This window comes from Neisseria sp. DTU_2020_1000833_1_SI_GRL_NUU_006 (genome assembly GCA_032388755.1).
GTDB classification, from domain to species: domain Bacteria; phylum Pseudomonadota; class Gammaproteobacteria; order Burkholderiales; family Neisseriaceae; genus Neisseria; species Neisseria sicca_C.
In genome coordinates, this window is sequence record CP135593.1 from 2,428,281 (window position 1) to 2,453,764 (window position 25,484).

The following is a 25,484-nucleotide window of genomic DNA, read 5'->3' on the forward strand; positions in this document are numbered from 1 at the left end:
GGCAGTATAGATAATTACTGCCAGTAGATATATACTGCTTTTATTGATACAACGTTTCCCCAAAAGAAAAGATGGATACCCTGTTCAGCCTCAAAGTTTTCCGCCAAGTCGTCCAAAGCGGCAGCTTCACCCGCGCCGCCGAGCAGCTTGATATTTCCACCGCGATGGCGAGCAAACACGTCAGCCATCTGGAAAATTCGATTAAAGCCAAACTGCTGCACCGCAACAGCCGCAACCTCCACCTGACCGAAGCGGGCGAAGAATACTACCGCCAATGCAGCTACGCGCTCGATACGCTCGATACCGCCGCGCAAAAGGCGGCAGGCGGGGCAGACACGCCGCAGGGCATGTTGCGCGTAACCATGCCGCTTTGGTTTGCGGGCAATTTAATCAGCAACTGGCTGGCGGAATACCGCGAACGCTATCCCGAAGTCACGCTCGATTTGGTACTCGATAACCGCCACGTCGATTTGATTGCCGAAGGCTTCGACCTCGCCTTGCGCGTGGCAAAAACCCTGTCGCCCTCGCTTATCGTCAAGCCGCTTGCGCAAATCCAATTCGTCCTGCTCGCCTCGCCCGACTATCTGGCGAAACACGGCACGCCGCAAACGCCCGAAGAAGTCATGCGCCATCCCGCCATCCTGCCGACCTACACCGACCAGCGCAATTTGGAAATCACCCATCGGGAAACGGGCGAAAAAAGTATTCTGACGCTCAATCCGGTGATTCAAAGCGACAATACGCTGATGATCCGCGAATTGGTCAGGGCGGGCGCGGGCATCGCCTATCAGCCGCTGTGGTCAGCCAGACAGGATTTGAAGGAAGGCAGGTTGGTCAGCCTGCTGCCGGAATATCGGGTGCGGACCGAGCAATTAAACGCGGTTTATGTGGACAGGGCGTTTTTGAGCGCGAAGGTGCGCAGTTTTATCGATTTTCTGAACGAGAAGATTTCTGCGGAAGGGGAATGAGGATTGGGGATGAAGATTGGCAAAAGGTCGTCTGAAAACGGGAAAACGGTTTCAGACGACCTTTGGTTTGTGCGGCGGTTTATTTGACCTGCTGCATGTATTTTTTCAGACGACCCTTGCTCTGCATGGCGCGGTTTTCCAGTTCGTCCACAACGGCTTGCGCTTTGGCTTTGTTCACCGGTTTGCCGACCTGAATCACGCCGCTCATGTTCATCATGCGGTGCGGCGGGCAGGTATAGACGTATACGCCTTCTTTGTCGAGTTTGAGGGTGAAGTCTTTGCCGTCTTCGGACAAGAAGTCGGCAACGCCGTCGGGCAGGGCTTTGCTTTGCACCCAGTGGCCTTTGTTGGCGGCTTTGAAGGTTACGGTGTCGCCGACTTTGGCGTTGACGTAGCCGGGTTCGAACACCATGCTGCCGTCTTTGCCGTTGTCGAGCATTTTGACTTCGTGGTTGGCGGCGTATGCGCCGAGGGAAGCGGTCAGCATGAGGAGGAAGAGGGATTTTTTCATGAGAGGAGTCCTTTCTAAGGATAAAAAAATATGGGGCGGGCTGATGAGTCGGAGAGGCAAGCCTTGGGCTTACCGCCCTCTCCCTAACCCTCTCCCGCGGGCGAGGGGATAAGTTGCAGGGAGTTCGCAGGCCGAATGCTCAAATCCGACATTTGCAGGAGCGATTAAGTTACGCCGTCTGCCGCATCGGGCGGATAACGGGCAGGCCTTTGCTGTCGTACAAAAGTTCGATATCCACTTTGTACAGCCTGCCTATCATGTCCGCCTGCAACACGTCCTGCGGCGCGCCCTGCGCCTGTACTTTGCCTTCGCCGAGCAGAATCACGCCGTCTGAAAACTGCGCGGCGAGGCTCAAATCATGCAACACCATCAACGTAACCAGATTGTGTTCGTGCGTGTATTGCACCACGCGCTCCAAGAGGTTCAACTGGTGGTGCATATCCAGCGCGCTGACCGGTTCGTCCAGCATCAGGATTTCGGGGCGGCGCAGCATGACTTGGGCAAACATGACGAGCTGCCGCTGTCCGCCGGAAAGCCGCATGACGTCGCGGTGCGCCAGATGGCCGATGCCCAGCTCCGCCATGATACTTGCGGCTTCGTGCAGCAGTTCGTCGCCGACATGCATGTGCAGCGCGTCCATGCGGCCGAGCAACACGACTTCCAGCGCGGTCAGCGAGGCTTCGGCGGCGGTGTCCTGCGGCATATAGCCTATGCGTTTGCGCCAGCTTTGCAGGTGGATTTTGCTCAACACTTCGTCGCCGTAGCGGATGGTGCCTTTGTGCGCCACTTCGCCGAAAATCGTTTTCATCAGCGAGGATTTGCCCGTACCGTTCGGGCCGAGCACGGAATAGACTTTGCCTTGTTCCAGCGTCAAATCGATACTGTCGGCGACCACATAATCGCCGCGTCGGATATGTACGTTTTCCAGTCGGAGCATTTTGGACGACCTTTAAGCAAAGAGGGCGGCAAACCAGTTTTTAATACGTTGCCATAGTGACGGTTCGGCGACGGTTTCGGCTGATGCCGCAACAGTGTCGGCAGCCGCTTGTTTGTTGCAGTCTTCCAAACCGTCGCAACCCAAACGGATAAAGAAAGTACCCTGCGGCTCGACCGGCAGGTATTTACGGTGGAATTCACGGTAGGTCTCTTCCGGATTCACATCGGCAAAGGCTTCGGGATACAACGCTTTGGCGATAAATTGGGCGGATGCCAAATCGGAAAGCGAACGCGAAGCAGTATGGTAAATGCCGAACACACGGCCGTTTCGGACAGCGGGAATTTCCGCCCAACCGGCACGCCGGATGAAACCCTGTAAGCGTTTTTGCGCTTCGGCGGCTTCGATGCCGATGCCCATCGCCATTGCCGCCGGCTGCTTCAGTCCGGCTTCGGTGCCGGAAATAATCACAACGTCGGGCTTGGCGGCAAGAAACTGCTCGGGATTAATCGCCCCCCAGTCTTTGATGAAGGCTGCGGCAATATTGTCGCCGCCCACTGTATCGGCAATCGCACCCCACATATTTTTGCCGAAAGTAAAGCTATGTTCGGCAGGACCCTTGTCTCCGAACTCGATATAGATTTTCGGCTTGGGCTTGCCCGCTTCGGCCACGCGTTTTTGAATGTCGGCCATGCCTTGGGCGTATTCGCCGGCAATCTGCCCTGCACGCTCCGGCGTACCGGCGATTTCGCCGAAAAGTTTGGCACTGGCGGTATGGCGTTCGACCGTTTGCGCATTGAAATCGACCACAACCACCGGAATGCCGGCTTTTTCGAAACGCGGCATTTCTTCTTTCAACGCGTCATACTGCCAATCCGCCAACACCACCACATCGGGTTTCATTGCCAAGGTTTTCTCAAACGAAAATGTACCGGCGTTCACATTGCCGATGTCGCCGATGTTTTGCAGCGAAGGGATTTTGGCGCGGTAGAGCGACCAACTGCCGGAGTTGAATTTCTCCCAAAATTCGCGCGAAATACCGACCACATTGTCAAATTTATCGACACCGGATACGGCAATATAATCAGGATAATAAAAGCCCAGCACCACACGTTTGGCAGGCACATCGACCCGCACTTCGCGCCCGCGTACGTCGGTAAGCGTTTTCATTTCGGCACAAACACCCTGCACGGCAAGACTGAACAAGGCGGCGGTTAAAATACGGCAAATAGGTTTCATTGGTTCTCTCTGTAAAATAAAAAAAAACAGTTTCAGACGACCCCGTCGCAACAAAAGACCGTCCGAAAAAACTTACCGCTTGGACAATACAATCCAAAAGAAAAACGGTACGCCGACAAACGCGGTAACAATCCCCACCGGAAACAGCGCACCCGGGATAATCACCTTGGACAACACGCTGGCGACCGATAAAAACGCCGCCCCTGTCAGCATCGCGCCGGGCAGGAAGAAACGTTGGTCTTCGCCCAAAAGAATCCGCGCCACATGCGGCGCGACCAGTCCGATAAAGCCGATTACGCCGACGAAACTGATTGCCGTCGCCGTCATCACCGCCACCAACACCAGCGTTTTCAGGCGCAAAAGTTGCAGATTGATACCCAGTCCGACGGCGCGTTCTTCGCCCAAGCGCAGCGCGGTCAGCTTCCACACATCGCGTGAAAGCAGCAGCACGCACACCGCCGTAACCGCCGCCGTAACGATGACCGTTTCCCAAGTTGCTTTGTTCAAACTGCCAAACAGCCAGAACAGAATCTGCTGCGAAATCTCAGGCGCGGCGATAAACTGAATCAGCGACAGAATCGACTGAAACAGAAACAAAAGCGCAATCCCAACCAGCACCAGCATCGCCGAATTGAAGCGGCGCGCCGAGGCAAACAAAAACAAGATGCCCGAAGCCAGCATGGTCATCACAAACGCGCCGATGGGAACGGCGACCGTTTCAGGCAGCCCGAAACCGCCGAACGCAATCACCACCGACGCGCCCAAACCTGCCGCCGCCGCCAAACCCAGCGTATAAGGGCTGGCCATCGGATTGTTCAACAGCGTCTGAATCTCCGCCCCGCCGACACCCAAAGCTGCACCGACCACCAGCGCCATCACCGCAATCGGCAGGCGCAAATCCATCACAATCAGGCGGTTCATTTCATCGACTTCGGGTTTGCCCAGCAAAACATTGACCACTTCGCCGACAGGCAGCGTGTCCGTCATCGCCGGGCCGGTGGCGATGTCGAATAGAAAACTGACCGATGCGATGATTAAAAACATCAAAACAATCAACCAACGCTTGCCTTCCAACTTGCGCTGGTTTTTCACAATCTCGGCGACAACCGAATCATTCATTTTTCAAACCTTTGAAATTAAGGAACAAGGCCGGACATCCATGCCCGACAATCTCTTTTGTCTGTATCCGTTTTGAAGGGTGATTTTTTGAAAATCGGGATAACGGCGTTCCAAACGGCTTTACCCTCTCCCTAGCCCTCTCCCATGGGGAGAGGGAATCGGATAACTGAAATTCAACTATTGTTGCGATTCCCTGCAATTTGTTCCCTCTCCCCGTGGGAGAGGGCTAGGGAGAGGGCAAAATAGTCAAACCCACCTGAAGCTCTCTGTTCGGCACGATAGGAAGTCGTAGCGTGGGCTTTGCCCACGAAAACAGAAAACCCCATACCGTTCGCCATCATTTCCACAAACGCTATCCGCGGGCAAAGCCCACGCTACGGTTCTGGACAAAACCCACGCTGCTTTCAGACGACCTTCCGCATAAAAAGGTCGTCTGAAACCCGCAAACCAGCCTTACTGCCCTTTCGGATACAGGTAGAACGTACCGTTCGGCACGACCGGCAGGTTTTGGCGGTAGAAGTCGGTATAAGTTTTCTCAGGATTGAAGTCTTTGAACAACTGCGGATAAATCGCTTTGGCCATAAATTGAATTGATGCGCCGTCGGAAAGCGTGCGCGAGTTGGCGTGGTAGGCGGCGTAGAGGCGGTTGTTTTTAATCGCAGGCAGGTTCGCCCAGCCGGCGCGTTTTGCAAAACCGGCCAAGCGCTTTTCCGCTTCGGCTTTCGGAATGCCCCAGCCCATCACCATGGCGGTCGGGCTTTTCTTCAATTCGGTTTCGCGGCCGGTAATCACGATGACGTCGGGTTTGGCGGCGAGGACTTTTTCGGGATTGATCGGGCCGTAGAACTCGACCGAAGAAGCGGCGATATTGTTGCCGCCGACCAGCGTCGCCATCGAACCCCACATGCTCTTGCCGAAAGTAACGCTGTGTTCCGCAGGGCCTTTGTTGCCGAATTCGACATACACTTTAGGCTTGGGCAGATTGGCTTTTTTCACGCGCGCTTGGATGGTGTCGGCGATGCGTTTGTAGTCCGCCGCCAATTTGTCCGCCTTTTGTTGCTGGCCGGTCAGCGTGCCGATAAGTTTGGTTGATTGGATGTGTTTGGCGACCGTTTGCGCGTTGTAGTCCAACACCACAATCGGAATGCCCGCCTTGTTGATGCGGTCGAGGTCGGAACCCAAAGCCTTATACTGCCAGTCCGCCAAAATCAGCAAATCGGGTTTCAATGCCAAAACCTTTTCAACCGAGAACGTGCCGACTTCCACCTCGCCCACGTCGGCTAGCTGGTTCAGCTTAGGCACGGCTTTGCTGAACGCCGCCCAGCTCGGCGGCGCCCAGTCGGCCCAAACCGCTTTGGAGAAGCCGACCACATTATTCAGCGCGTCCTTGCCGCCGATGGCCATGTAATCTTGATAATAAAAGCCCAAAACCACGCGTTTGGCGGGCAGGTCGACGGTTACTTTGCGGCCGTTGACATCGGTAATCTGAACCGGTTTGGCATGGACGGCGGCAGTGCCGAATGCCAATGCGGCGGCGAGGGCAAGGGAGGAGAAGCGCGACAGTTTCATTAGAGTAAAATCCTTTTAATAAATAATGTTATATATGATTTATATATGAATAAGAATCTTTCTTATTTTTAATGCGAGCCTAATGGATTTAAAATAAACGGAAAAGTTCCGTTATTCAGGGAAGTTTTTATTGCAAGCGTGATGGTGTTTATTGTTCAGACAACGCCTGCCGTTTGCCGTATAAAAGGTCGTCTGAAACCTCAAGTAAATACATAAACCTTTGTATAGTGAATTAAATTTAAATCAGGACAAGGCGACGAAGCCGTAGACAGTACAGATAGTACGGCAAGGCGAGGCAACGCTGTACTGGTTTAAAGTTAATCCACTATAAATATTCAATCATTTTATTCCTCGAAAGTCCGCCATGCTGACAATTACCACCTGCCTTGCCTACCCCGAGCCGCCGTCCAACCTGCTGCCGTTGGCGGACGCGCTGACACGGGACGGCATCCCCACCACCTTCGCGCCTTGGCAAAACCGTCCGGAATCCGCCTTCATCCTGCCCTTGTGCGCATGGGATTATGCAGCGGAGCCTGAAGCGTTTGGGCAGTGGCTGACCGAAGCGCAAGCGTGCGGGCAAAGGTTTATCAACCCCGTCGGGCTGATGCGTTGGAACATGGACAAACGTTATTTGTGCGATTTGGCAGAATGGGGAGCGGACGTGATTCCGAGTGTGCAGACGTCGTCTGAAAAAGAAAAATTGGAAGAAATTTTAGAGAATCGGGGCTGGCGGGAAGCGGTCGTCAAACCCGTTATCGGGCAGAGCGGGCGCGGCGTGGCGAAAATCAGGGCGGGAGAAGTGTCGTTGACGGCAGAGGATTATCCGCAAGGCGTCATCGTCCAGCCTTATATCCGCGAAATCGAAACGGCGGGCGAAACCTCGCTGGTGTTTTTTGAAGGGCGATTCAGCCATGCCGTACTGCGTATGCCGTCCCAAGGCGAATGGCGCGCCAATTCCGCCTACGGAGTCGCCGTCAACCCTGCCGGACCGCCGGAAAAAGCAGTCGAAACCGCACGGCAGATATTGGCAATGCTGCCCCAAATACCGGCATACGCCCGCATAGACGGGACGCTAATCGGCGAAAGATTACTGCTCAACGAATTGGAACTGATCGAACCCGCCCTTTACCTGCATACCGCTGAAAACGCGGTTGCCCATATGGCGCAGGCGGTAAAGCGCGTTATCGCGGGCTGACGATAAAGAGTTTATGCCAAAAAGGTCGTCTGAAAACAAAGGGAGCGAGTTTTCAGACGACCTTTGTTCAAAATCAGCAAACGAAATGACGGCCACGCATTATAAACGCGCGATAAAGCCGGGCAGCTCGGACAAATCGTTCAAGATTGCCAAATGCGGCCGCGTTGCCAGTTGCGCGGCGGTATGTGCGCCGGTCGGTACGGCAACGGCGGGGGCTTTCGCATTTGCCGCCATATCCAAATCGTGGGTCGTATCGCCGACAATCAAAGTTTGCGAAGGCTCCAGCCCCAATTCGGAACATAAGGCAAAAACCATATCGGGCGCGGGTTTGGACGCATATTCGCTTGCGCAGGCGGTTGCCATCCAAAAATCTGCCGTCCCCGTCTGCATAATAGAACGGTCCAAACCCGTACGCCCTTTGCCTGTCGCTACGGCAAGCCAAAAGCCTTGTTGTTTTAAAGTGTTCAAACAAGGTATGGCTTCGGGGAACAAGGTCATATTGTGATTGTTCGGATTCAGATAATGCGCGGCATAGGTTTCTGCCAATTCTTCGCGCAGGTGTTCGCCCGCATTAGGCGCAAGGCGGAAGATGATTTCGGGCAGGCTGTAACCGATTAAGGCGCGGATGGCATCCGCATCGGGGGCTTTTAAGCCGCAGTCGGCAAAACTTTGTTGGAACGTACGGATAATCGGGCGCGTCGTATCGGCAAGCGTTCCGTCCCAGTCGAAAATAATCAGTTCAGGCTTCATCAGAAATCCTTTCAGACGACGTTATCAATATGATTGTATAGCGGATTTTAAGACGGTTCAAAACAGCATTTCCTTTGAAGATTTGTTTGGACGGCAGGAAAATACGGCAGTTTCGGGTAAAATACGACGGTTTGCCAATCATCCGAAAGAAACCCATGTATTCCCTAGCCCGCAGCCTGCTGTTCAAACTCGATGCCGAAAAAGCCCACCATTTCACCCTCGACGCGCTCAACAAAGTATACAGACTCGGCCTGCTTCCGATTTTCGACAACCGCACCAAGCCCGTCAAACTCATGGGCATCACCCTGCCCAGTCCCGTCGGACTGGCTGCCGGACTCGATAAAAACGGCGAATACATAGACGCATTGGGCGCACTCGGCTTCGGCTTCCTCGAAATCGGCACGGTAACGCCCAAACCGCAGCCCGGCAACCCGCAGCCGCGCCTCTTCCGCGTTCCCGAACACCAAGGCATCATCAACCGCATGGGCTTCAACAACCACGGCATCGACGCCATGATTCGAAACATCGAAAAAAGCCGTTATCAAGGCGTGTTGGGCATCAACATCGGCAAAAACGCCGTAACCCCCATCGAAAACGCCGCCGACGACTATCTAATCTGCCTCGAAAAAGCCTACGCACACGCAAGTTACATTACCGTCAATATTTCCTCGCCCAACACCAAAAACCTCCGCGCACTGCAAGGCGGCGACGAACTGAGCGCGCTGCTCGAAGCCCTGAAAAACAAACAGGCGCAGCTTTCCGCTGCACACGGAAAATACGTCCCGCTCGCCGTCAAAATCGCCCCCGATTTGGATGAAGCACAAATCGAAGACATCGCCCACGTCGTCAAAGCCGTCGAAATGGACGGCATCATCGCCACCAATACCACCATCGACAAATCAAGCCTCGGCAGCCATCCGCTCGCAGGCGAGCAGGGCGGCCTAAGCGGTCTGCCCGTGCGCGAAAAAAGCAACCAAGTGCTGAAAACACTGGCGGAATACATCGACGGCAAGCTGCCGATTATCGGCGTAGGCGGCATCATGAACAGCAAGGACGCCGCCGAAAAAATCCGCCTCGGCGCAACCGCCGTCCAAGTGTACAGCGGCATGATTTATAAAGGTCCTGCATTGGTGAGGGACTGTCTGGCAGCGTTGAAGTAAGGGAGGCTTTTAAGAAAAGAGTCGTCTGAAAACCCATATTTAAGGTTTTCAGACGACTTTTTGTGTGAACATAGATGATAAAAGAATAGATGCAGGTATACAGATTGGCTTAACGACCGTTTTCAGCCGTTTCAATGAATATTCTATCGGCTGCTTATCAAGTTTTAAAGATAGATATATGATATATAAAGTAGGTAAATATATAAACAAAAAAGACCTTGTTTAAACAAGGTCTTTTTTATCTGGTGGAGGTAAGCGGGATCGAACCGCTGACCTCTTGCATGCCATGCAAGCGCTCTACCAACTGAGCTATACCCCCGAAATTTGGTGGCGAATCAGGGACTCGAACCCCGGACACAAGGATTATGATTCCTCTGCTCTAACCGACTGAGCTAATTCGCCGTTTCGTGAAGTCGCTATTATATGTTGTTTTGGGTTTTTGGCAAGTTTTATTTTGTACTTTGTGTTTTGTTTTTGTTTTTCAATGGAATAAAACATGGATGAGGTCGTCTGAAACGGTGTTTCAGACGACCCGTGTGTTTGGAGGATGGTTTGAGGTGGGGGATTTCAAAGTTTGTGGCAGATGTCGCCGAAGCGGAAACCTGTCCAGTCGATGCCGATGTTTTTGCCAAAGGCGATGACTTTGAAGAGTTCGCCCATTTCGTGTTGGTCGGTCAGTTTTTGTACGGCGGTGCTGACACGGAGGTAGTCTGCCGTGCCTAGAGGGGCGGTTTGTGCCAGCAGGTCGGTAATGCCTAGGTTGAATAGGAAATGGGACTGGGGCAGGTAGCCGATGAGGTCCAGTCCGCCGTCGGTGCCTGCTTGGGCAATGTCGGTAAAGTTGACATGTGCGGTCAGATCGGTCAGACCGATATGGAAAAATGTGTCATGAACAGTGTGGTGACGGTAGTGGGCGATGAGCGTGCCTTCGTCACGTTGCGGGTGGTAATACTGGGCGGCGTCAAAACCGTAGTCGATAAATATCATGCCGCCACGTGTGATTTTCTGCGCGAGGGTGAGAATAAAGGCGTATTGGGCGGGGTGTAGCTCGCTGGTGTAGGGGTGTTCGGTTTCGGGGAAGTAGGTGGCGGCTGAACGGAGGAGGTTGGGTTGCTTCAAGGGTTGAGGGCTTTGTTCAAGCTGCCCGTCGGGGTTAATGGAGACGCCGATGTGTTGAAAGGTGTTTTGGGTGCGGCGGATGATTTCAATGGGCATAGCATCGAGGACTTCGTTGCCGATGATGATGCCGTCGAAGGATTCGGGCAGTTCGGTCAGGTGTATGACTTTTTGTGCCAGTTGCGGGGTGGTGTGTTCGGCGATGAATTGGCGTTGGCGTTCGGCAAGCTCGGGGGAGAGTTCGATGATGTGGTAATGCTTGAGGTCGTCTGAAAGGCTTTTCAATAAGGTGGCGGCGAGATGTCCCGTACCTGCGCCGAATTCGTAGATGTTGCCGGCGGTTTGCGGGAGTAGTTCGGCAAGTTGTCGGGCGAGGGTTTGTCCGAATAATGGGGTGAGGGTGGGGGCGGTGATGAAATCGCCGTCTGTGCCGATTTTGTGGCTGCCTCCGGTGTAGTAGCCGTATTCGGGTATGTAGAGTGCAAGATCCATAAATCGTGAGAAAGGAATCCAATTATTTTGGGCTTTTATTTCCTGTGTGATGATTTCGAATAGTTTGGAACTTGAGGCTTGCGCGGCAGGGGAGGGGAGGGGGAGGTGTGCCTTCATAATTGTTAGATAATGTAAAATTTATGAATTTATTTGTCTATTATAACGTGAACGGAAAAGGGGCGTTTTTTCATTTTTTTATACCATATATTGTGTCTAAATAATATTTTTAATACTACATATTGTGTTTTTAAAAACCAAATCGGGTAAAATGGGCGGTTCGGCTTGTTTGCCTGTTTGGTTAAAATACTGTTTTTTAATGATTTTGTTGTTGCATATGTACTGGGATTTTAGAGTAAGGCGATTTGACCGAGGCGTTAAAATTTTTTATAGTGTGGGCTAGTGGGGCGATGTGGGTAAAAGTGTCTGCATCGCCCAAAAAATTCCGATTTAAACCGATAGGACGAAATTGTGTTTGGCGGCGCTCACGAATTGAGTATTGACAGCAAAGGGCGGTTGGCTATTCCTGCCAAGTTCCGCGATATTTTGCTGCGCCATTATACGCCGTCGATTGTGGTTACTTTGGATTCCCGTCAAAAATTGCTGATGTATCCGGAGGCTGAATGGGCAAAGGTTGCCGAGCAGCTTTTATGCCTGAAAACGGCAGGAAATCCGATGTTGCAGCGTTATCAAAATCTGCTGCTGCACAATGCGGATACGCTGGAATGGGATAGTGCCGGCCGCGTACTGATTCCTGCCAATCTGCGCAAACGGGTGGATTTTGAAAAAGACGTTACCTTGGTCGGTCGCGCCAACCGTTTGGAATTGTGGGGCCGTGAGCAATGGGAAGCTGAAATGACTCAGGCTTTGGATGATGATCCTGAAGAGTTGGCATTCCAATTAAGTCAGACGGATTTGCAATTGTGAGTAATGCTGAATATCAACATATCACCGTTTTGTTAAATGAGGCGGTTGATGCTCTGGCGGTTCGTGAAGACGGTATTTATGTGGATGGGACGTTTGGCAGGGGAGGGCACTCCCGATTGATTTTGTCCCGTCTGGGCAGTCAAGGTCGTCTGATTGTGTTTGATAAAGACCCGCAAGCGATTGAGGCGGCGCAAAAGCTGGCCGAGCAGGATGGGCGCGTTACGGTCGTTCATGACGGGTTTTCCAGTTTTCAGACGACCCTGGATAAGCTGGATATTGAAGAAATAGATGGTGCGTTGTTTGATTTGGGGATTTCGTCCCCGCAGATAGATGACGGCGCACGGGGTTTCAGTTTCCGTTTTGATGCCCCTTTGGATATGCGCATGGATCCGACGCGGGGGATGTCCGCTGCAGAATGGATTGCAACAGCATCAGAACAGGATTTGCACGAGGTTATCAAGAATTATGGTGAAGAGCGGTTTAGTCGCCAGATTGCGCGCGCCATTGTTGCGCAACGGACAGAAAGTCCGATCGATACAACCCGCAAGCTGGCGCAGCTCGTGGCACAAAACGTCCGTACTCGTGAGCGGGGGCAAGACCCTGCGACGCGCACCTTCCAGGCAGTTCGCATCTTTATTAACCGCGAGCTCGAAGAGGTAGAGGCGGTTCTGCCGCAAGTGATAGGTCGTCTGAAACAAGGCGGGCGTTTGGCGGTTATTGCGTTCCATTCGCTTGAAGACCGCATCGTGAAACAGTTTGTCAAAAAGTATTCGCAACATCCTCCTTTGCCGCGTTGGGCGGCAGTAAAAGAAGCGGATTTGCCTCTGCCGCCGTTAAAGGCGGTGGGAAAGGCGATAAAGCCGGGTGTTGAGGAAACCGCCTCCAATCCGCGGGCGCGCAGCGCAGTTTTACGCGTGGCAGAGCGGACGGGCGGTGAGATTGCAGAATAAGCATTATGTGGGGCAGGTGTCCTCGGAACAAACAGATTGAGGTCGTCTGAAAATAATGAATAAATTAAATATCCTTTTGTTGGTCTTGGTATCGGTATCTGCTTTTGCGGTGGTCACTGTGCAAGACCAATCGCGTTTGCACTTCATCGCTTTGGATAAAGCGCAAAAGCAGGAAATCAAGCTTGATCAGGACTATGCACGCTTGAAATTGGATCAGGCGCGGCTGGCGAACCACAAGCTGATTAAGGTGGCGGCTGAGAAGCAACGCCTCAAACCGCCCGGCGCGGATAATACCGTGATGGTGGAAAGAAAAAAATAATACTAATAATGATAAGCCTGAAAAATCTTGGATTTGGAGGGTTTTGCGGAACGTAGTTCGGCAAATACATAACATGAGAATTTTAAGATGTTGATTAAGAACGAATATAAGCCTCGGATGCTGCCTAAGGCCGAAAAGGTAAAAAAACCTGTTACCAGCGACGGGCGTATCCGTATTGTTTTGGGGTGTATGGCTCTTGCTTTCACTGCACTGCTCGGGCGCGGTATTTATCTGCAAACCACGCAGCATGAATTTTTGAAAAATCAGGGCGATCAGCGTTTTGTCCGTACCCTGACTTTACCTGCGTCGCGCGGCATGATTACGGACCGTAACGGCGCGACTTTGGCGTTGAGCGCACCGACTGAATCCTTGTATGCCATGCCTTCCGGTATGGAAGAAATGCCGACTGCCGAACAGATGGCTAAGTTGGCGGCTATTGTTGATCTGCCTGTTGAGGCGTTGCAGGAAAAATTGGCGAAAAAAGATAAAGATTTTATTTATCTGAAGCGCCAACTCAGTCAAGAAAAAGCGGAAGAAATTAAAGCTTTGGGCATTAAAGGCTTGGCATTCCAAAAAGAACTGAAACGCCATTATCCGATGGGCAACCTGTTCGCGCACGTTATCGGCTTCACCAATATCGACGGCAAAGGACAGGAAGGCTTGGAATTGTCGCGTGAAGACAGTCTGCATGGTGCGGACGGTGCGAAAGTGGTTTTGCGCGACAATAAAGGCAATATCGTCGATAGTTTGGATTCTCCGCGCAACAGCGATCCGAAAAACGGGCAGGACATGGTTTTGTCTTTGGATCAACGTATTCAAACACTTGCCTATGATGAACTGAATAAAGCAGTGGCTTATCACAAAGCCAAAGCAGGTACGGTTGTGGTATTGGATGCGCAAACCGGCGAAATCTTGGCTTTGGTTAACAGCCCTGCCTACGATCCCAACCAACCAGGCAGCGCCGATAGCGAACAGCGCCGCAATCGAGCCGTTACCGATATGATTGAGCCGGGTTCTGCCATGAAGCCGTTTACGATTGCCAAAGCATTGGATTCCGGCAAAGTCGGTGTGGCTGATCGTTTTAACACCATGCCTTATAAAATCGGCCCCGCTACCGTGCGCGATACCCATGTGTATCCTACTTTGGATGTGCGCGGCATTATGCAAAAATCTTCCAATGTCGGTACCAGCAAACTGTCTGCAAAATTCACGCCTAAAGAAATGTATGATTTTTATCATGATTTGGGTGTGGGCGTGCGGATGCACTCCGGTTTTCCCGGTGAGACGGCTGGTCTTTTGAGAAGCTGGCGCAGATGGCAGTCGATTGAACAGGCAACCATGTCTTTCGGTTACGGTTTGCAATTGAGCCTGCTGCAATTGGCGCGTGCTTATACCATGTTGACACATGACGGCGAATTGTTGCCGGTCAGCTTTGAGAAACAGGCGGTTGCGCCCAAAGGCAAACGCGTCATTAAAGCTTCGACCGCGCGTGAAGTGCGTGATTTGATGGTTTCTGTAACCGAGCCCGGCGGTACAGGTACGGCGGGGGCGGTAGATGGTTTCGACGTCGGCGCGAAAACCGGTACGGCGCGTAAGTTGGTCAACGGACGTTACGTTGATAACAAACACGTGGCAACTTTCATCGGTTTTGCTCCTGCTAAAAATCCCCGTGTGATTGTGGCGGTAACCATCGACGAACCGACTGCAAACGGTTACTACGGCGGCGTAGTGGCAGGTCCGGTCTTCAAACAAGTCATGGGCGGCAGCCTGAATATCTTGGGCGTTTCCCCCACCAAGCCTCTGACCAATGTTGCAGCCGTCAAAACACCGTCTTAATCCGAGTATCAACGAGATTATTTTATGTTCAGCAAGTTAACCCCTTTAGCTGAAACCAACATTCCGCCTCTGCTGTGTGCAAACGCAGCAGGGCGTTTGTTGCATTCAGACAGCCGTCAAATTAAACAAGGTGATATTTTCGTTGCCTGTCAGGGCGAATATACGGACGGCCGCAGTTATATCCCCGCTGCCATTGCCAACGGCGCGGCTTTTGTTTTTTGGGACGACGACGGCAAATTTGCGTGGAATCCCGAATGGAAAGTCCCCAATCAAGGCATCAAAGATTTGAAACACCGTGCCGGCATGTTGGCGGCACAAGTTTACGGCAACGTTTCAGACGACCTCAAAGTCTGGGGCGTAACCGGTACCAACGGCAAAACCTCCATCACACAATGGCTGGCACAAGCCGCCGATTTATTGGGCGAAAAAACCGCCATCATCGGCACGGTCGGCAACGGCTTTTGGGGCGCATTGGAAGAAACCACGCACACCACCCCCGCCCCCGTCGATGTCCAAACCCTGCTCTACCGTTTCCGTCAACAAGGCGCGACAGCCGCCGCGATGGAAGTCTCTAGTCACGGCCTTGACCAATCGCGCGTCAACGGCGTGCCGTTCCGCAGCGCAATTTTCACCAACCTCACCCGCGACCACCTCGACTACCACGGCACGATGGAAGCCTATGGCGCCATCAAGTCACGCCTGTTTTACTGGCACGGCTTGAAACACGCTGTCATCAACGTAGATGACGAATATGGCGCAGAACTCGCAGGTCGTCTGAAAAAAGACTGTCCTGATTTGGTTGTTTACAGCTACGGCTTCAGCGAACACGCCGACATCCGCATTGTTCATTTCACCGCCTCTTCAGACGGCATGGAAGCCGTATTCCAAACCCCGTGGGGCGAAGGCCGCTGCCGCACCCGCCTGCTCGGACGGTTCAACGCGCAAAACCTCGCCGCCTGCATCGCCTTGCTTTGTGCCAACGGTTATCCGCTTGATAAAGTATTGGATGTGCTGGCAAAAATCCGTCCCGCCTCAGGCCGCATGGACTGCATCATGAACAGCGGCAAGCCCTTGGTTGTTGTCGATTATGCACACACGCCCGATGCATTGGAAAAAGCACTCTCCACCTTGCAGGAAATCAAACCGCAGGGTGCGGCTTTGTGGTGCGTATTCGGCTGCGGCGGCAACCGCGACCGCGGCAAACGCCCACTGATGGGCGCAGCAGCCGTACAGGGCGCAGATAAAGTCGTCGTAACCAGCGACAACCCGCGTTTGGAAAATCCGCGAGACATCATCAACGACATCCTGCCTGCCGTGCCCGCGCCCGAATGTGTCGAAACCGACCGTGCCGCCGCCATCCGTTACGCAGTCGAACGCGCCGCGGCAAACGACATCGTTCTGATTGCCGGCAAAGGACACGAAAATTATCAGGACATGCAGGGTGTGAAGCATCATTTTTCTGATTTCGAAGTTGCAGAGAAAGCGTTGGCAGAACGAATATAAAATAGACAATACAAATTTTTCAGACGACCTGAAGGCCATCAAGGTCGTCTGAAAACGTTTATCCCCTACAATAAAAGCAACACGACACACGCATTACGGCACGTCAGCCATTAAACCTATCGCAGTTGTTTCAGACGGCCTTTGATTATCGTTTCAAGAGGCCATCTGAAAAACAAGGAGACCGATTTGATGCTGAAAATGCCGACAAAAACCCTTTTAATCAGTGCAGTCATGATTTTATTTGCAGGCTGTACCACCAAACAACTGCCGCGCCCGAATGCCGAAATTGCCGAACTGAGGGCGAAAGAGCCGCCGGCGGCGCAAAGCCTGCCCAATCCTGTTAAAGGCAAGCGTTTTGACGATACTTGGGGCGCGGCGCGCAGTCAGGGGCGCAGACATGAGGGCGTGGATATTTTCGCCAAGAAAAACACGCCGATACGCAGCACGACGCCCGGTATCGTAACCAAAATCGGGCGCAACCGATTGGGTGGCAAAGTCATCGGCATCCAAGGGCCGGGCGCATGGCACTATTATGCCCACCTCAACAAATTCGCCCGCGTCCGCCTGTATGAACGCGTGAAAGAAGGACAGGTCATCGGCTATGTCGGCAAAACAGGAAACGCCAAAACCACGCCGGCCCATTTGCATTACGGCGTGTATCTGTCAAGCGGTGCGATTAATCCGTATCCGTTGATTAATCAGGAAAGATAAAATTTTCAAACGCCGTCTGAAATAAATTTTGAAACAAATAAACAAATAATGAGGGAACATTATGGGTATTTTTCGCTGCAATAAATGCGGCTGCATGAATGAGCATGACTACGAATCCGGAATGAGTGAAATTGCCTGTCCAAAATGCACGGCTCCGGTTAAGGTTTACGACACTTTATTTTTTGTCAGTAAATTGTTGGAACGATATTTTTCGGTGAACAGGGAATTGCAGGCTTTGAAGCAACAGGAAGACGGTGGAGAGGAAAATGTACAGCAAGATACTGGTTCGGAAAACCAAAATTATAATCCGCTGGCAGGCGTCAATTTATCGGAAACTGACATTTTAGCTACTGAAAAACAGCACGAACCGTTACGGCGATGGTTTGCCCGAGCTAATATTGTGCCGATGTTTAACTTACAGGCGGTAAATATGAGCGGTTTTTTTGATGAGGCTGCCGCTAAATTGGGCAGCAATTATCAGATTACTAAAAATATGTTGGGTCAGATTAGTTGGGCGTATGGCCACAACCATACAAGCATTAGTTTGGATGTCGGCAAAATGTCGCAAAAAGACGGGCAGACAATGAATAATCTATGCCGACAATTTTATAGCCATACTCTGTTTTCTAAGTATTTTTATCAGAAACAGGAAAAAATTGTCCGCTTGAATCTGCAACGTGCCACTGCCATCAAGCACTTTTTTTGTGGTGGTTGGCTTGAATGGTTTGCGTTGGGCAAAATGCTTGAAGAAGCAAAACAAAAAGGCAAGGATTATGCTTTTTCTTGCGCTAGAAATATAAAAATCGAATTCGACAATGAAGATAAACATGAGTTGGATGTCGTATTTTTACCGATGGGTAAAGAGCCGATTGTGGTGGAATGTAAATCAGGGGAATTCAGACGAGACATTGAAAAATATGTACGCTTGAAAAAACGATTGAATTTGCCGGATGACCGTTTTGTGATATTGGCTGCCGATTTAGAGGAAAGCCAGGCAGTAGCATTAGGCAGTATGTACGGTTTAACTTTTGTTACACCTAAATCTATGATGAAACATTTACGGATGGTTATGTGAGGCCGTCTGAAAAAAACAAACGAAAGAAACCATGAAACCACTAGACCTAAACTTCATCTGCCAAACCCTCAACCTTCCGACGTCGTCTGAAAACAAACCCGTTTCGCGCATCGTAACCGACAGCCGCGACATCCGTGCGGGCGATGTGTTTTTCGCATTGGCGGGCGAGCGGTTTGACGCGCATGATTTTGTTGAAGACGTATTGGCTGCGGGTGCGGCGGCGGTTGTGGTTTCGCGTGAAGATTGCGCTGCAATGGACGGCGCATTGAAAGTCGATGACACGCTTGCCGCGTTGCAAACGTTGGCGAAGGCGTGGCGCGGGAATGTGAACCCGTTTGTGTTCGGCATTACCGGCTCGGGCGGCAAGACGACGGCGAAGGAAATGCTGGCCGCGGTATTGCGCCGCCGTTTCGGCGATGATGCCGTTTTGGCGACGGCGGGTAATTTCAACAACCACATCGGCCTTCCGCTGACTTTGTTGAAATTAAACGAAAAACACCGCTATGCCGTGATTGAAATGGGCATGAACCATTTCGGCGAACTGGCGGTTTTGACGCAAATCGCCAAACCCGATGCCGCTTTGGTCAACAACGCCCTGCGCGCCCATGTCGGCTGCGGTTTTGACGGCACGAACGATATTGCCAAGGCGAAAAGCGAGATTTATCAAGGTTTGGGCGAAGACGGATTGGCTTTGATTCCGTGTGAAGACGAACATGCCGCCGTGTTTCAGACGACCTCCCAAGGTCATCAGCAGCGGACTTTCGGCGTCGATAGCGGCGATGTCCATGCGGAAAATATCGTGCTGAAACCTTTGTCGTGCGAATTTGATTTGGTGTGCGGCGACGAGCGCGCCGCCGTGGTGCTGCCCGTTCCCGGCCGCCACAATGTCCATAACGCCGCCGCTGCCGCCGCGTTGGCTTTGGCGGCTGGTTTGAGTTTGGACGATGTGGCGGAAGGTTTGAAAGGTTTCAGCAACATCAAAGGTCGTCTGAATGTCAAAGCCGGCATCAAAGGTGCGACACTGATTGACGATACTTACAACGCGAACCCCGATAGCATGAAAGCTGCGATTGACGTGTTGGCGCGTATGCCTGCGCCGCGTATTTTTGTGATGGGCGATATGGGCGAACTGGGTGAGGACGAAGCCGCCGCCATGCACGCCGAAGTCGGTGCGTACGCCCGCGACCAAGGCATCGAAGCGGCCTATTTTGTCGGTGACAACAGCGTCGAAGCAGCAGAAACGTTTGGCGCGGACGGTTTGTGGTTCGCCGCCAAAGACCCGTTGATTCAAGTGTTGAGCCACGATTTGCCTGAACGCGCCACCGTGTTGGTGAAAGGTTCGCGCTTTATGAAGATGGAAGAAGTCGTCGAGGCATTGACGGATAAAGAGGCCGTCTGAAAATGAAAAACCGACGTTTTTTTAAAGCCTTATTGCTGATTGCTGCGCTGATTGGCGCGTTTTATGCCGGAATGCGGACGCAGGCGTATCTTTATGAGGACCTCTGTCTGGATTTAGGCGGCGGCAGGAATCCGGGAAATTATCCGATTTGCGTGATTGAGAAAGACACTAACGCAGCCGTCGCTCAATAACGTTGCCGTCTCTCTAAACAACGGATAACGGGTTCGCTAGAAACCTGCATAGAGAGTGAACTTCAGCAGGCACTGACTGTCATAAGCAGCTTGATAATCAACAAAGGTCGTCTGAAACTTTTTCAGACGATCCAAAAACCAAAATTTAAAACGGGCGATAAGCCCAATGTAACAACAAAAACAAAAGGAAGCCCCATGTTTTTATGGCTTGCACATTTCAGTAACTGGTTGACCGGTCTGAATGTCTTTCAATACACCACATTCCGCGCCGTCATGGCAGCTTTGACCGCTTTGGCGTTTTCCCTGCTGCTCGGTCCGTGGACCATCCGCAAACTGACGCAGTTGAAAGTCGGGCAGGCGGTACGCACCGACGGGCCGCAAACCCACCTCATCAAAAACGGCACGCCGACGATGGGCGGTTCGCTGATTCTGACCGCCATCACCGTGTCCACGCTGTTGTGGGGCAACTGGGCAAACCCGTATATTTGGATTCTTTTGGGCGTATTGCTCGCTACGGGCGCGCTCGGGTTTTACGACGACTGGCGCAAAGTCGTCTATAAAGACCCCAACGGTGTTTCCGCCAAATTCAAAATGGTGTGGCAATCGAGCGTCGCCATTGTTGCCGCGCTTGCCCTGTTCTTCCTTGCTGAAAACTCCTCCAACAACATCCTCATCGTTCCCTTCTTCAAACAAGTCGCTTTGCCGCTGGGCGTGGTCGGCTTCGTCGTCCTGACCTATCTGACCATCGTCGGCACTTCCAACGCCGTCAACCTCACCGACGGCCTTGACGGCCTTGCCGCCTTCCCCGTCGTCCTCGTTGCCGCCGGCCTCGCCATCTTCGCCTACGCCAGCGGACACTCGCAATTCGCCCAATACCTGCAACTGCCTTATGTCGCAGGCGCGAACGAAGTTGTGATTTTCTGTACCGCCATGTGCGGCGCGTGTCTAGGATTTTTGTGGTTCAACGCCTATCCTGCGCAAGTCTTCATGGGCGACGTCGGCGCACTGGCGCTGGGTGCGGCACTCGGTACTGTTGCCGTCATCGTCCGCCAAGAGTTCGTCCTCGTCATCATGGGTGGATTATTTGTCGTTGAAGCCGTGTCCGTTATGCTTCAGGTCGGCTGGTATAAGAGAACTAAAAAACGCATCTTCCTGATGGCGCCCATCCACCACCACTACGAACAAAAAGGCTGGAAAGAAACCCAAGTCGTCGTCCGCTTCTGGATTATCACCATCGTCTTGGTGTTAATCGGATTGAGTACGCTGAAAATCCGTTAAATATTCCGATCAATATCGAAAAGGTCGTCTGAAACAGATTTCAGACGACCTTTTTTATTTTTTGAGAGAAACAGAAATCACAGGATTTGCTTTGACGGCTTGCAAAAGTATCTGTTTGAAACGATACGGTGATTACTGTCCAGGCCTTTAAACTTAATCGGCATTACTCCGCCCAAATCACCGTTTCCGACGCATCGCGGCGCGGTTTCGGGGTGATGTCGCGCACACGGTAGCCGAAGGTTGCGGCGACGGACAAGCCGTAATGTTCAGGGTCGAGCAATCCGGCTTCGGCAAGGATTTTTTCCACTGCGGCATATTCCATGCCTTCGATGGCGCAGGAATCGATGCCGAGCATCGCTGCACCGGTAAGCATATTGCCCAGCGCGATGTAGGTTTGCTTGCTTGCCCAGTCAAACAGGGCGCGTTCGTCGTCGGCGATGGGCATATCGTGGGTTTGGAAACGGCGGTAGCGTTCAAATGCGCCCGCCCGCTCTTCGGCAGTTAGCCCGCGCCTGTCCATCAATTCTTCAAAAGCGGGGCTGTCGTAGCGGGCGTGTTTTCGTGCCAATAGGAAAACGACATGGCTGGCATCCGAAATGGAAGCCTGCATCCCCCAGGCGAAGGGTTTGATTTTTTCGCGCAATGCCGTGTTCTGCACGACCACGAACTGCCACGGCTCGCAACCGACGGAGCTGGGCGAGAGGCGTCCGAAGTCAAGGATGGCGGCAAAATCTTCGGCACTGATTTTGCGCGCGGGGTCGTAGTAGCGGACGGAAACGCGGCGTTTGAAAATTTCGAGGGCTTGTTCGCGGGTCAGTATCATGATGATTCCTTTGATTGAGTATGGGAGGGGCTTTCTTTCGGACAATCAGAATGGTCAAACGTTCGCAAAGATTGCAACACCAGCGGCAGCGAAACCGTTTGACGGTTGTGTGCAGAAAGGTAGGCGGCGTTAATCAGCTCCAGCGATTTCAAGCCTTCGCGCCCATCAACAATAGGCTCGGATTTTCCGCGCAATACATCGACAACATTCCGATAATACAGCGGATGCCCGAAACCGTACACCGACGTGGTTTCATAATTGGCGGTTTTGACCTGCTCGTCGTAATCGCGCTCGTCGGCAAAATTCCATTCCTGAATTTCGTTCACCGCCATGCCGCCGATGCGTACCGTGCCGGTTTCGCCCAGAATAGTAATCGAGCCTTCGAGGTTTTTCGGATAGGTACACATGGTTACCGCCATCGAACCGAGCGTGCCGTCGCGCCAACGGAGGTTCATCACGCCCGTGTCTTCAGCTTCAATTTTGCGGTGGGTCGCAATCATCGCCTGCACTTCCGCTACCGGGCCGATGAGCCATTCCATCAAATCGATGTAGTGGCTTGCCTGATTCATGAACGCGCCGCCGTCCATCTTCCAAGTGCCGCGCCAACCGCCTCCTTGGTCGTAATACGACTGCGGGCGCGTCCAAAAAACGTTTAAATGCACCATATAGATTTTGCCGAAGCGTTGTTCTGCGACCGCGCGTTTGAGCAGTTGCAGCGTGGCGTTCAGACGGTTTTGTTTCACGACAAACAAGCGTTTGCCCGCTTTATCGGCGGCTTGAACCATGCGTTCGCCGTCAGTGAAGCAGGTTGCCATCGGCTTTTCGGTGACGACGTGAAAACCCGCTTCCAACGCTTCAACCGCCTGCTCGGGATGCAAACCAGACGGCGTGGTGATGACGATTACGTCGGCATCGGTTTCCGCCAACATTTCCGTATAGCGGGCATAGCCTTTCGCACCGGTGCGCTTGACCGCTGTTGCAAGCGCGGCAGGATCGATGTCGCATACAGCAACGAGTTCGCAATCTTCTTGCAATACTTCAAACGAACCGAAATGGTTGTTGGAAATACGGCCGCAGCCGACCAAGGCGAATTTGATTTTGCGGTTTTGAATGGTTTCAGACATTTTCAGACAATGTTCGCATATGTAAAGGGAGATGAAGTATAGTGAAATTTTTGTGAAGAAGTATAGGTGGGAAAGTGTAAAAAAGGTCGTCTGAAAAGTTTTCAGACGACCTTTTTCTATTTTCTGAACTCATCCCTGACGATATCCAGCCAAGCCCTGAGCGCGGGGGTGGGACGCTGGTGTTTTTTCCACGCCATGGTCAGTTGCCAGCGGATTTCGGGTTCGGTCAGCGGGACAGCGGCGAAGGTGTCGGGGTTGATTTTGCGGGCGTAATATTCGGGCAGAAGGGCGATACCCATATGGTGCGCCACCATGTCGGCGAGCAGGTCCCATTGTCCGGTGCGGCAGACGACGTTGGGGGTGAAGCCTTGGCTGCGGCAGGCGGTTTGGATGGTTTCGTTGAGGGAAAACCCTGAGCCGAAGAGGATAAACGGTTCGTGTTGCAGGCTTTTGAGGCTGAGGGCGGCATGGCGGGCTTGGGTGCGCGGCATGAGGACGACGAGCGGGTAGTCGCAGAGGGTAATGCTGTCGAAGTCTTCGTGGACGGGGGCGAGCAGTTGTCCGGCGTCAAGTTCGTTGTTGCGCAGGGATTGCTCGATGGCGAGCGAACCTTGTTCGAGGAAGGTCAGTTCGATGCCGGGCCATTGGCGGCGGAAGCGGAACAGGGCGTTGCTGAGGAGGTCGCTGCCGAGCAGTGCCAAACCCAGCCGCAACGTGCCGCTTTTGATGTGGCGGTAGCCGTCGATGCGGGCGAGCAGCAGGTCGCGTTCGTGCAGGAGGTTCAGCGCATGGCGGTACACTTCTTCGCCGATGGGCGTGGTGGCGACCTGGCGTTTTTTGCGGCCGTTTTCTTTAACCAGCAGCGGCACGCCCAGCTCTTCTTCCAATGCCTGTATGGTTTTGCTGACGGTGGGCTGGGTCAGGTTGAGCGCGGATGCGGCGGCGGAGAAACTTTGCAGGCGCACGAGTTCGGCGAAGCAGTGCAGGCTTTTGAAGTCCATTATTCCTCTTTTGCATGATTTTAGTGCAGATAATTCATATTATGCGTAAACCGCGTCCTTATAATCAAGCCTTCGTTTTGGATTACGGATGGATAAACCTTATGGATACGTTGACGCGATTTTTTCAGACGACCTTGCAGCTTGCCGTAGTCGGCTTGGTGTGGCTGGTGTCGGATTTTATGGTGCGCTTTGCCCATCTGCCTGTTTCTTCGGGCGTATTGGGGCTGTTTTTGATGCTTGCGCTGCTGGGTTCGGGCGTGATTAAAACCGGCATGGTCGAGCGCGGCGCGAAATGGGTGTTGGGCGAGTTGGTGTTTTTCTTTATTCCGATTATGGTTTCCGTATTGCAATACCGCGATTTGCTTCTTTCCGAAGGTTGGCGGCTGGTGCTGACGATTGCGGTCGGTACCGCGCTGGTGATGATCAGCACGGCGTTGACGCTGAATTTCTGCTACCGCTGGAAACGCCGCCTGTATAAAAAACTGCATGCCTGATAGGGAACAAAAATGGATTACGCCGCACTCGCCTGCTTCGCTTGGACTTGTTTCGCCTATTTCGTGGCGAAAAAAATCTACCGCAAAAAACCACTGATGATTTTCTCGCCTGTCGTGACCGTCTCGGTCTGCACCATCGTCCTGATGCTGCTTTTGGGCATTTCCTACGACACTTACCACAAATACACGCAAGGCATCGTTTTCCTGCTCACGCCGGTAACGGTCGCCTTCGCCATTCCGATTTATGAAAACCGCGAAGTCATCCGCCGCCAGCTTCCCATCCTGTCGATAGCGATTTTGGTCGGCATGTTCGTCGGTGTTGCCAGCGCGTTTTTGATGGGCAATATGTTCCACTTCGACAGCGAAGTCACCAACAGCCTGATGGCGCGCTCGATTTCCACGCCGTTTGCCGTCGTGTTGGCAAGTGAAATCCACGGCTCGGCGTCGTTGGTATCACTGTTTACCATCATCACCGGCTTCGTCGGCATGATATTCGGCGATTTGTTTTTAGCGTTCACCCGCATCCGCTTCCACACCGCCAACGGCGTCGCACTGGGCAACGCCGCCCACGGCTTCGGTACTTCCCGCGCCGGACAACGCCACGAAACCGAAGGCGTGATGGCGAGCCTGACCATGATTTTGGCGGGGTTGTTTATGGTTATCATCGGGCCGAGCATGGTGCATTTGGTGATTTGGCTGATGAGCTGAACGGCAGTTTTACAAAGGTATTGGAAACGTCGTCTGAAAAGCCGTTAAGCAAAATCTGATGGCAGTATGGTACCTTGCTGATAGTTATTGCAAAA

At 52.6% G+C, this 25,484-nt stretch carries 25 protein-coding genes, 2 tRNA genes and 1 pseudogene; 16 read left to right on the forward strand and 12 right to left on the reverse strand.

All coding sequences use genetic code 11. The annotated features are described in order from the left end of the window. Positions 1–71: 71 nt before the first annotated feature. The gene (locus RSJ68_11845) at positions 72–968 is read left to right on the forward strand and encodes a LysR family transcriptional regulator (GenBank protein WNU97069.1); all 897 of its coding nucleotides are present in this window, start codon (positions 72–74) and stop codon (positions 966–968) included. Between the two features lie 79 nt (positions 969–1,047). Here RSJ68_11845 and RSJ68_11850 read toward each other — a convergent pair whose 3' ends face one another. From RSJ68_11850 to RSJ68_11870, 5 genes are all read right to left on the reverse strand, one after another. After that, positions 1,048–1,479: a plastocyanin/azurin family copper-binding protein gene (locus RSJ68_11850; protein WNU97070.1), complete on the reverse strand. Its 432-nt coding sequence runs from the start codon at positions 1,477–1,479 to the stop codon at positions 1,048–1,050. A 169-nt stretch (positions 1,480–1,648) separates the two neighbouring features. Beyond that, on the reverse strand, positions 1,649–2,416 hold the full coding sequence (locus RSJ68_11855) for an ABC transporter ATP-binding protein (GenBank protein WNU97071.1): 768 nt from the start codon (positions 2,414–2,416) through the stop codon (positions 1,649–1,651). A gap of 12 nt (positions 2,417–2,428) precedes the next feature. Then, complete coding sequence (locus tag RSJ68_11860) at positions 2,429–3,652, reverse strand: ABC transporter substrate-binding protein (GenBank protein ID WNU97072.1); 1,224 nt, start codon at positions 3,650–3,652, stop codon at positions 2,429–2,431. 72 nt (positions 3,653–3,724) lie between these two features. Next, positions 3,725–4,771, reverse strand: coding sequence for an iron ABC transporter permease (locus RSJ68_11865; GenBank protein ID WNU97073.1), 1,047 nt, complete (start codon positions 4,769–4,771; stop codon positions 3,725–3,727). Between the two features lie 453 nt (positions 4,772–5,224). Continuing rightward, positions 5,225–6,340, reverse strand: coding sequence for an ABC transporter substrate-binding protein (locus RSJ68_11870; protein ID WNU97074.1), 1,116 nt, complete (start codon positions 6,338–6,340; stop codon positions 5,225–5,227). Positions 6,341–6,563: 223 nt separating this feature from the next. Between RSJ68_11870 and RSJ68_11875 the strand changes: the two are divergent. Continuing rightward, positions 6,564–6,668: pseudogene (locus RSJ68_11875) on the forward strand (IS5/IS1182 family transposase). A gap of 36 nt (positions 6,669–6,704) precedes the next feature. Further along, complete coding sequence (locus RSJ68_11880; GenBank protein WNU97075.1) at positions 6,705–7,535, forward strand: glutathione synthetase; 831 nt, start codon at positions 6,705–6,707, stop codon at positions 7,533–7,535. Positions 7,536–7,634: 99 nt separating this feature from the next. On the opposite strand, the gene RSJ68_11885 is transcribed toward RSJ68_11880, so the two are convergent. Then, positions 7,635–8,288, reverse strand: coding sequence for an HAD-IA family hydrolase (locus RSJ68_11885; protein ID WNU98406.1), 654 nt, complete (start codon positions 8,286–8,288; stop codon positions 7,635–7,637). 152 nt (positions 8,289–8,440) lie between these two features. Between RSJ68_11885 and RSJ68_11890 the strand changes: the two genes are divergently transcribed. Further along, positions 8,441–9,445: a quinone-dependent dihydroorotate dehydrogenase gene (locus RSJ68_11890; GenBank protein ID WNU97076.1), complete on the forward strand. Its 1,005-nt coding sequence runs from the start codon at positions 8,441–8,443 to the stop codon at positions 9,443–9,445. A gap of 243 nt (positions 9,446–9,688) precedes the next feature. Here the strand turns inward: RSJ68_11890 and RSJ68_11895 are convergent. The 3 genes from RSJ68_11895 to RSJ68_11905 all read right to left on the reverse strand — a co-directional run bounded on the left by RSJ68_11895 (position 9,689) and on the right by RSJ68_11905 (position 11,170). After that, positions 9,689–9,764 (reverse strand) — tRNA-Ala (locus tag RSJ68_11895). A gap of 6 nt (positions 9,765–9,770) precedes the next feature. Continuing rightward, positions 9,771–9,847: transfer RNA gene (locus RSJ68_11900), tRNA-Met, on the reverse strand. A 165-nt stretch (positions 9,848–10,012) separates the two neighbouring features. Then, a complete protein-coding gene (locus tag RSJ68_11905; protein WNU97077.1) occupies positions 10,013–11,170 on the reverse strand; it encodes a class I SAM-dependent methyltransferase in 1,158 nt (385 codons plus the stop codon). Between the two features lie 351 nt (positions 11,171–11,521). On the opposite strand from RSJ68_11905, the gene mraZ reads away from it, so the two are divergent. The 10 genes from mraZ (at position 11,522) to mraY (ending at position 21,239) form a co-directional block, all read left to right on the forward strand. Then, positions 11,522–11,977: a division/cell wall cluster transcriptional repressor MraZ gene (mraZ, locus tag RSJ68_11910; protein WNU97078.1), complete on the forward strand. Its 456-nt coding sequence runs from the start codon at positions 11,522–11,524 to the stop codon at positions 11,975–11,977. Continuing rightward, the gene (rsmH, locus tag RSJ68_11915) at positions 11,974–12,927 is read left to right on the forward strand and encodes a 16S rRNA (cytosine(1402)-N(4))-methyltransferase RsmH (protein WNU97079.1); all 954 of its coding nucleotides are present in this window, start codon (positions 11,974–11,976) and stop codon (positions 12,925–12,927) included. Before mraZ ends, rsmH begins: the two co-directional genes overlap by 4 nt. A gap of 55 nt (positions 12,928–12,982) precedes the next feature. Further along, positions 12,983–13,246: a cell division protein FtsL gene (gene ftsL, locus RSJ68_11920; protein WNU97080.1), complete on the forward strand. Its 264-nt coding sequence runs from the start codon at positions 12,983–12,985 to the stop codon at positions 13,244–13,246. A gap of 87 nt (positions 13,247–13,333) precedes the next feature. Then, positions 13,334–15,082 (forward strand): penicillin-binding protein 2, encoded by a 1,749-nt coding sequence (locus RSJ68_11925; protein ID WNU97081.1) that lies wholly within the window; start codon positions 13,334–13,336, stop codon positions 15,080–15,082. Between the two features lie 24 nt (positions 15,083–15,106). Then, the gene (locus RSJ68_11930; GenBank protein ID WNU97082.1) at positions 15,107–16,585 is read left to right on the forward strand and encodes a UDP-N-acetylmuramoyl-L-alanyl-D-glutamate--2,6-diaminopimelate ligase; all 1,479 of its coding nucleotides are present in this window, start codon (positions 15,107–15,109) and stop codon (positions 16,583–16,585) included. A 189-nt stretch (positions 16,586–16,774) separates the two neighbouring features. Continuing rightward, positions 16,775–17,296: a M23 family metallopeptidase gene (locus RSJ68_11935; GenBank protein WNU98407.1), complete on the forward strand. Its 522-nt coding sequence runs from the start codon at positions 16,775–16,777 to the stop codon at positions 17,294–17,296. Between the two features lie 61 nt (positions 17,297–17,357). Further along, positions 17,358–18,371 carry a hypothetical protein gene (locus RSJ68_11940; GenBank protein WNU97083.1) on the forward strand — a complete coding sequence of 338 codons (1,014 nt, stop codon included), beginning with the start codon at positions 17,358–17,360 and terminating at the stop codon, positions 18,369–18,371. A gap of 31 nt (positions 18,372–18,402) precedes the next feature. Then, positions 18,403–19,770: a UDP-N-acetylmuramoyl-tripeptide--D-alanyl-D-alanine ligase gene (murF, locus tag RSJ68_11945; GenBank protein ID WNU97084.1), complete on the forward strand. Its 1,368-nt coding sequence runs from the start codon at positions 18,403–18,405 to the stop codon at positions 19,768–19,770. A gap of 2 nt (positions 19,771–19,772) precedes the next feature. Continuing rightward, positions 19,773–19,961 (forward strand): hypothetical protein, encoded by a 189-nt coding sequence (locus RSJ68_11950; protein WNU97085.1) that lies wholly within the window; start codon positions 19,773–19,775, stop codon positions 19,959–19,961. A 195-nt stretch (positions 19,962–20,156) separates the two neighbouring features. Then, positions 20,157–21,239, forward strand: a complete 1,083-nt coding sequence (gene mraY, locus RSJ68_11955) for a phospho-N-acetylmuramoyl-pentapeptide-transferase (GenBank protein WNU97086.1) — start codon at positions 20,157–20,159, stop codon at positions 21,237–21,239. 163 nt (positions 21,240–21,402) lie between these two features. Here mraY and RSJ68_11960 read toward each other — a convergent pair whose 3' ends face one another. From RSJ68_11960 to RSJ68_11970, 3 genes are all read right to left on the reverse strand, one after another. After that, positions 21,403–22,062, reverse strand: a complete 660-nt coding sequence (locus RSJ68_11960; protein ID WNU97087.1) for an NAD(P)H-dependent oxidoreductase — start codon at positions 22,060–22,062, stop codon at positions 21,403–21,405. After that, positions 22,059–23,186, reverse strand: coding sequence for a Gfo/Idh/MocA family oxidoreductase (locus RSJ68_11965; GenBank protein ID WNU97088.1), 1,128 nt, complete (start codon positions 23,184–23,186; stop codon positions 22,059–22,061). The genes RSJ68_11960 and RSJ68_11965 overlap by 4 nt, the downstream gene beginning before the upstream one ends. A gap of 116 nt (positions 23,187–23,302) precedes the next feature. Next, entirely contained in the window at positions 23,303–24,187 is an 885-nt protein-coding gene (locus RSJ68_11970) for a LysR family transcriptional regulator (GenBank protein WNU97089.1), read from the reverse strand. Between the two features lie 14 nt (positions 24,188–24,201). On the opposite strand from RSJ68_11970, the gene RSJ68_11975 reads away from it, so the two are divergent. Continuing rightward, positions 24,202–24,681: a CidA/LrgA family protein gene (locus RSJ68_11975; protein WNU97090.1), complete on the forward strand. Its 480-nt coding sequence runs from the start codon at positions 24,202–24,204 to the stop codon at positions 24,679–24,681. Positions 24,682–24,693: 12 nt separating this feature from the next. After that, complete coding sequence (locus RSJ68_11980) at positions 24,694–25,389, forward strand: LrgB family protein (GenBank protein ID WNU97091.1); 696 nt, start codon at positions 24,694–24,696, stop codon at positions 25,387–25,389. Positions 25,390–25,484 lie beyond the last annotated feature (95 nt).